5 protein-coding genes and 2 pseudogenes are annotated in these 5,632 nt (G+C 62.6%); 2 read left to right on the top strand and 5 right to left on the bottom strand.

Features of this window, described 5'->3' with window-relative positions; translation table 11 throughout:
• From phnE to phnD, 3 genes and pseudogenes are all read right to left on the bottom strand, one after another.
• Nucleotides 1–766, bottom strand: a pseudogene (gene phnE / locus AUC71_RS14355) (phosphonate ABC transporter, permease protein PhnE); the annotation flags it as partial.
• Nucleotides 763–1,586: pseudogene (phnC, locus tag AUC71_RS18150) on the bottom strand (phosphonate ABC transporter ATP-binding protein). The pseudogenes phnC and phnE, both read right to left, overlap by 4 nt.
• Nucleotides 1,587–1,674: 88 nt before the next feature.
• A complete protein-coding gene (gene phnD, locus AUC71_RS14340; protein WP_069624784.1) occupies nucleotides 1,675–2,634 on the bottom strand; it encodes a phosphate/phosphite/phosphonate ABC transporter substrate-binding protein in 960 nt (319 codons plus the stop codon).
• A 126-nt stretch (nucleotides 2,635–2,760) separates the two neighbouring features.
• Here phnD and AUC71_RS14335 point away from each other — a divergent pair, with 126 nt between their 5' ends.
• Both AUC71_RS14335 and AUC71_RS14330 read left to right on the top strand, forming a co-directional pair.
• Entirely contained in the window at nucleotides 2,761–3,315 is a 555-nt protein-coding gene (locus AUC71_RS14335; RefSeq protein WP_069624783.1) for a thioredoxin family protein, read from the top strand.
• Between the two features lie 104 nt (nucleotides 3,316–3,419).
• Nucleotides 3,420–3,716 carry a hypothetical protein gene (locus tag AUC71_RS14330; protein ID WP_069624782.1) on the top strand — a complete coding sequence of 99 codons (297 nt, stop codon included), beginning with the start codon at nucleotides 3,420–3,422 and terminating at the stop codon, nucleotides 3,714–3,716.
• A gap of 173 nt (nucleotides 3,717–3,889) precedes the next feature.
• On the opposite strand, the gene glnA is transcribed toward AUC71_RS14330, so the two are convergent.
• Both glnA and AUC71_RS14320 read right to left on the bottom strand, forming a co-directional pair.
• A complete protein-coding gene (gene glnA, locus AUC71_RS14325) occupies nucleotides 3,890–5,299 on the bottom strand; it encodes a type I glutamate--ammonia ligase (protein ID WP_069624781.1) in 1,410 nt (469 codons plus the stop codon).
• A 96-nt stretch (nucleotides 5,300–5,395) separates the two neighbouring features.
• Nucleotides 5,396–5,632 (bottom strand): P-II family nitrogen regulator (locus AUC71_RS14320; protein ID WP_069624780.1); only part of this gene is annotated, 237 nt, incomplete at its 5' end.

The following is a 5,632-nucleotide window of genomic DNA, read 5'->3' as shown; positions in this document are numbered from 1 at the left end:
GCGGCGAGCACGATGAGGATGATCATGATCAAGATCGCGCCCGCCGTGTCGTAGTCGTAGCGCTGCATTGCCGTATTGAGCGTGGCGCCGATGCCGCCCGCGCCGACGATGCCGATCACGGCGCTCTCGCGGAAATTGATGTCGAGCCGGTAAAGCGACAGGCCGATGAGCCGCGGCAGCACCTGAGGCTGAATGCCGTAATTGATCACCTGCCACCAATTGGCGCCGGTGGCGCGGATGCTTCTGCCTGCGCCTCGTTGATGTCCTCGATGTCTTCGGCGAGCAATTTTGCCATGAAGCCGATGGTTGCGAAGGACAGCGTCAGGAACCCGGCGAACGGGCCGAAGCCGAACATGGCCACGAACAGGATGGCGATGATCACCTCTTGGAACGCGCGCGACAGCGCGATGATGGCGCGGCAAACCGCATAAACCGGCAGCGGTGCGATGTTACGTGCGGCGCCCAGGCCAATGGGGATCGAGATCAGGCAGCCCACCACGGTGGAGGTGACTGTCATGGTCAGGCTCTCTTCCATGCCGCGCCAGATATCGCGGGATCGTGTCGTGAAGTCCGGCACGAGGAAGCCTTCGAGGAAGCGCGCGCCTTGGCTCAGGCCTTCGCCGATGCGCTCCCAGTTGACGTCGAGGGTGGAGAGCGCCGCAGCGAGATAGACCAGGGCGCCGAGAGAGATGCTCCAGCGGAGCCATGGATTGGCAATGAGCGGCGGCCGCTTCCAGCGGCGCGGCTGAGCAAGCGCCGTGCTCATACGAGCCCGGCCATGCGTTCCTCGCGGGCCTGCGCATCCAACGCGAGATCTCCGTCGTCGCTGTCGTCGTGGATCTGCGTCCAGTCCTCTTCGCCGTAGATCTCGGTGAGCATGGCCGTGTTGAGTGCGGCCGGCGCGCCGTCGAGACGATCTGCCCTGCGCGCAGGCCGACGATGCGGTCGACGAACATCTTGGCCAGCAGGACGTCATGCAGGCTGATGATCGCTGGAAGCGTGCGCTCGCAGGCGATCTCGCAGATGAGCCGCATGATCTGCCGCGCCGTCTTCGGGTCGAGCGAGGCGGTGGGCTCGTCGACCAGCAGAAGTTCGGGGTCCTGCTCGAGCGCCCGGGCGATGCCCACGCGCTGCCGTTGGCCGCCGGAGAGCGCGCTGGCCCGTTTGTCGGCCTGCTCGGTCAGCCCGACCCGGTCGAGCAGCATGAAGGCCTTGTCCACATCGGCTTGGGGAAAGCGCCGGAGATAAGAACGCCAGAACGGCACGTAGCCTAGACGTCCCGAGAGCACGTTCTCCATGACCGTGAGCCGTTCGACCAGCGCGTATTCCTGGAAGATCATGCCCATGCGCCGGCGCGCGCGCCGCAAGCCTGCGCGCCCGAGCCGCGTGATATCGGTGTCGTTGAGCTGCACCTGGCCGCTTGTCGGCTCGACCAGCCGGTTGATGCAGCGGATGAGCGTGGACTTGCCCGCCCCGGACGGCCCGATCAGCCCCACAACCTGTCCGGCGGGCACCTCGAACGAGACGCCGTCGAGCGCGTGATCGCCGGTCCTATACCGTTTGCTGAGAGAGGAGACGCGCAGCATCGCTCACATCCGGGCTCAAAGGTTCCGGCATGGTATGGGAAAGGCTCCGCGCCGCAAACTCATCAGTGGGCCGGGCTAAGAGATTGCGTCAATTGCAGGAATAGACGACGCCGTTTGCCTCGTCGATTTTTCGGATTACCGCCCAATCGTCCTTGAAGCTGATGGGGATGAACGTGGTGTCGCCGGACTTCGAGAACTCCTCGAGCAGCTTGGTGCCTTCCCAATCGAAGGAGAAGAACGCCTCTTTGATCTTCGCCTGAAGCTCTGGCGTCAGATTATGCGCGACGCCGAAGCCCGTGGTGGGAAAAGTCTGCGAGGTATAGATGGTCTTGAGCTGATCTTTCTCCACCAGTCCCCGGTCGATCATGCGCGCCTTGATCGAGTTGGCGACCGCCGCGGCGTCATAGTCCTTGTTGGCGACGCCAAGCACCGAGGTGTCGTGGGCACCGGAGAACCTCGGCGCATAGTCGCGCTCGGCCTCCAGGCCGAATTCCGATTTCAGCAAAGCCGATGGCGCCTTGTAGCCGGAGTTCGACGTCTCCGCTGTGAAAGCCATGGTCTTGCCCTTGAGGTCTTGCGGCTTCTCGATGCCTGAGCCCGGATAGGTGATGATCTCCATCTCGTAGCCGAACGAGCCGTCCTCGCCTGCCATCATGGTGAAGGGGCGGAAGCCCGCGCACGCCACGGCAAGCGGGTTCGAGCCGGTGTTGAATCCCGCGACATGCAAGCGGCCTGCGCGCATCGCCTCGATCTGCGCGGCGTTCGACTGCACGGGAAAGAACTGCACGCGCTTGCCTGTGACCTCGGTCAAATGGTCGAGGAATTCCTGCCACACCTCGGCATAGACGGCCGGGTCCTCGACCGGCGTATAGGCAAAGATCAGCATTGAGGGATCGACCTGCGCGGACGCATCGGCCGGGATATCGGCGATCATGTCGCCGTCTTCGTCCTGGTAGCGGCTGTCGAGCTGGAAGGCCGCGCTCGCGGGGATGGCCGCAGTCAGACAAGAGGCCACTGACACGGCCAGCGTTAAAAGAAATCGCCTCATCCTGTCGGCCTTTCCCTTCAATCCTGCTTGGTTTTGATCCGGACCGGCCCCATGCGCTAGCATGCGGCACAAGGCCAGCCTGAAGCTAGTGGGCGGCCATGACAGATTTGCGAAGAGGAGACCTTTGTGGCTGAGCATACCCCCGTCTGCGATTTCGGCTGGAAAGCGCCCGGATTCACGCTTCCCGGTGTCGACGGCAAGACCTACAGCTTGGACGCGCTGAAAGGTCCGAACGGCACGCTCGTCGTCTTCATCTGCAATCACTGCCCCTACGTCAAAGCGGTGATCGACCGCCTCGTACGCGACGCCACGGAGCTGAAGGCGCTCGGCGTTAACACCGTGGCCATCTGCTCTAATGACGCGGCGACACATCCGGACGATTCCTTCGAGCATATGAAGGACTTCGCGCAAGAGCACGGCTTCACCTTTCCCTATCTGCATGACGAAAGCCAAGATGTCGCCCGCGCCTATGACGCGGCCTGCACGCCGGACTTTTTCGGCTTCAATAAAGGCCTGGAACTTCAGTATCGCGGCCGGCTCGACGAGAGCGGACGTGACCCCGCGGGGCCCGACGTGCGCCGCGAATTGTTCGAGGCGATGAAGCAAGTCGCCGAGACAAGCCAAGGCCCGCGGCAGCAAACGCCCTCCATCGGCTGTTCCATCAAGTGGAAGGCTGCGTGAGCGTTTTGGGTCACCGTTAAACCCCCGCTTAAGTCTACGGCTTTTCCGTTTCTTTACCTGCGTGTCGCTAAAATTCATCCCAAATCGAGGGGAATTTACGCGGCATGTTGATCCGATACGCCATGCTGGTGGGAGCGGCGGCGGCGGCCATTTGGGGCGCCGTCAACCTCGGCGCGAGCAATGCCGGCATGATGGTGGTCGATGCGGGGCAGGGCGTGCCGCAGACGAACCTGTCGCTATGGGTGCTCGGCCTGATCGCGGCCTTTATCGCCCTGTCGCTCGGCCGCTTCGTGATCTTCGGCCTGCCCTCCATGATGGACGATTGGTACCGCGACAACAAATCCTGGCTGGTCTTGGCCGGCGGCGGAGCTCTGATCTACGGGGTGTTTTATTTGATGTAGCCGAAAGGCTTGTGAGTTTGGGGGAGCCTGGCAAGAACCAATGGCTTCCCGCGTCCGACGGGGGAACGCGGGAGGAAAAGGGCTAGAGGTTTGCAAGGCCGGGCGAAAGAGGGGCGGCCGCTTGGGTAAGCGGTCGCCCCATCTTCGTCTGAACGCTCTAAGCCTGAAGCGGCCTAGACGCTGTAATACATGTCGAACTCGATCGGGTGGGGCATCATCTCGAAGCGCTCCACCTCTTCCATCTTCAGCTCCAGATAAGCGTCGATCGCGTCGTCGGTGAACACGTTGCCCTTCTTGAGGAAGGCGCGGTCGGCGTCCAGCGACTCGCAAGCTTCGCGCAGCGACCCGCATACGGTCGGCACTTTCTCGAGCTCCTCCGGCGGCAGATCGTAGAGGTTCTTGTCGATCGGATCGCCCGGATCGAGCTTGTTCTCGATGCCGTCGAGGCCGGCCATGAGCATGGCGGCGAAGGCGAGATACGGATTCGCGGTCGGATCGGGGAAGCGCACCTCGACGCGCTTCGACTTCGGACCGGTGCCGAGCGGAATGCGGCACGATGCGGAGCGGTTGCGCGAGGAGTAGGCCAGCAGCACCGGCGCCTCGTAGCCCGGCACCAGACGCTTATAGGAGTTGGTGCTGGGGTTGGTGAAGGCGTTCAGCGCCTTGGCGTGCTTCAGGATGCCGGCGATATAGTGCAGCGCCATGTCTGACAGGTCGGCGTATTTGTCGCCGGCGAAAATCGGGCTGCCGTCCTTCCAGATCGACTGGTGGGTATGCATGCCCGAGCCGTTGTCGCCGAACACCGGCTTCGGCATGAAGGTCGCGGTCTTGCCGTAGACATGCGCCACGTTGTGGATCACGTATTTGTAGATCTGCATCGCGTCGCCGGTCTCGATGATCGGGCCGAACTTGATGCCGAGCTCGTGCTGGGCGGCGCCCACCTCGTGGTGGTGCTTCTCGGTGCTGACGCCCATCTCGGACATCACCGAAAGCATCTCCGAGCGCAGGTCTTGCGCGGAATCGACCGGCGGCACGGGGAAGTAGCCGCCCTTGGTGCGCGGCCGGTGGCCGAGATTGCCCATCTCGTACTCGGTGCCCATGTTTGACGGCAGCTCCGTGGAGTCGATGCGGTAGCCGCAGCTATAGGGCTCGGCCGTGAAGCGGACGTCGTCGAAGACGAAGAACTCGGCCTCGGGACCAAACACGGCTGTGTCGCCCACGCCCGTCTGCTGCATATAGGCTTGCGCCTTGCCGGCGATGGAGCGCGGATCGCGCTCGTAGGGCTCGTTGGTGAGCGGCTCGAGCACGTCGCAGAACACGGCCAGCGTGCTCTGCGCGAAAAACGGGTCGATCACTGCCGAGTTGCAGTCCGGCATGAGCTTCATGTCCGACTCGTTGATCGCCTTCCAGCCGGCGATCGACGAACCGTCGAACATCACGCCCTCGGCAAAAGCCTCTTCGTCCATGAGGGCCGAGTCCATCGTCACGTGCTGCATCTTCCCCCGGGGATCGGTGAAGCGCAGATCGACGAACTTGATCTCCTCGTCTTTGAGTTTCTTAGCAATGCTCTTTGCGTCTGCCATTTCCACTCCCTGTCATGCGTGCTTGAGCCGCCCGTTCGAAGGGCGGCTGTTAGGTTGCTTCCATTTATAGTCTGAACTTCTCCGGACCGTCAGTTGTCAGATAGCATCGTTTCCGGTCTCGCCCGTCCGGATGCGCACGGCTTCCTCGACGTTGGAGACGAAGATCTTTCCGTCGCCGATACGGCCGGTCTTGGCCGAGGCGATGATGGCTTCGACGGCCTTTTCCACCATGGTGTCGCCAAGCACGAGCTCGAGCTTCACTTTGGGCAGGAAATCAACGACATACTCGGCGCCGCGGTAAAGTTCGGTGTGCCCTTTGCCTGGCCGAACCCT

Source organism: Methyloceanibacter marginalis (assembly GCF_001723295.1).
GTDB classification, from domain to species: Bacteria; Pseudomonadota; Alphaproteobacteria; order Rhizobiales; family Methyloligellaceae; genus Methyloceanibacter; species Methyloceanibacter marginalis.
The sequence above is the reverse complement of the archived record's forward strand: the minus strand, read 5'-3'. Positions and strand labels throughout refer to the sequence as shown.

Excerpts from the sequence above, each read along its gene's own strand:
- phnD (WP_069624784.1), bottom strand. The coding sequence starts at position 2,634 with ATGAGGCGATTTCTTTTAACGCTGGCCGTGTCAGTGGCCTCTTGTCTG.
- glnA (WP_069624781.1), bottom strand. The coding sequence starts at position 5,299 with ATGGCAGACGCAAAGAGCATTGCTAAGAAACTCAAAGACGAGGAGATC.
- AUC71_RS14330 (WP_069624782.1), top strand. The coding sequence starts at position 3,420 with ATGTTGATCCGATACGCCATGCTGGTGGGAGCGGCGGCGGCGGCCATT.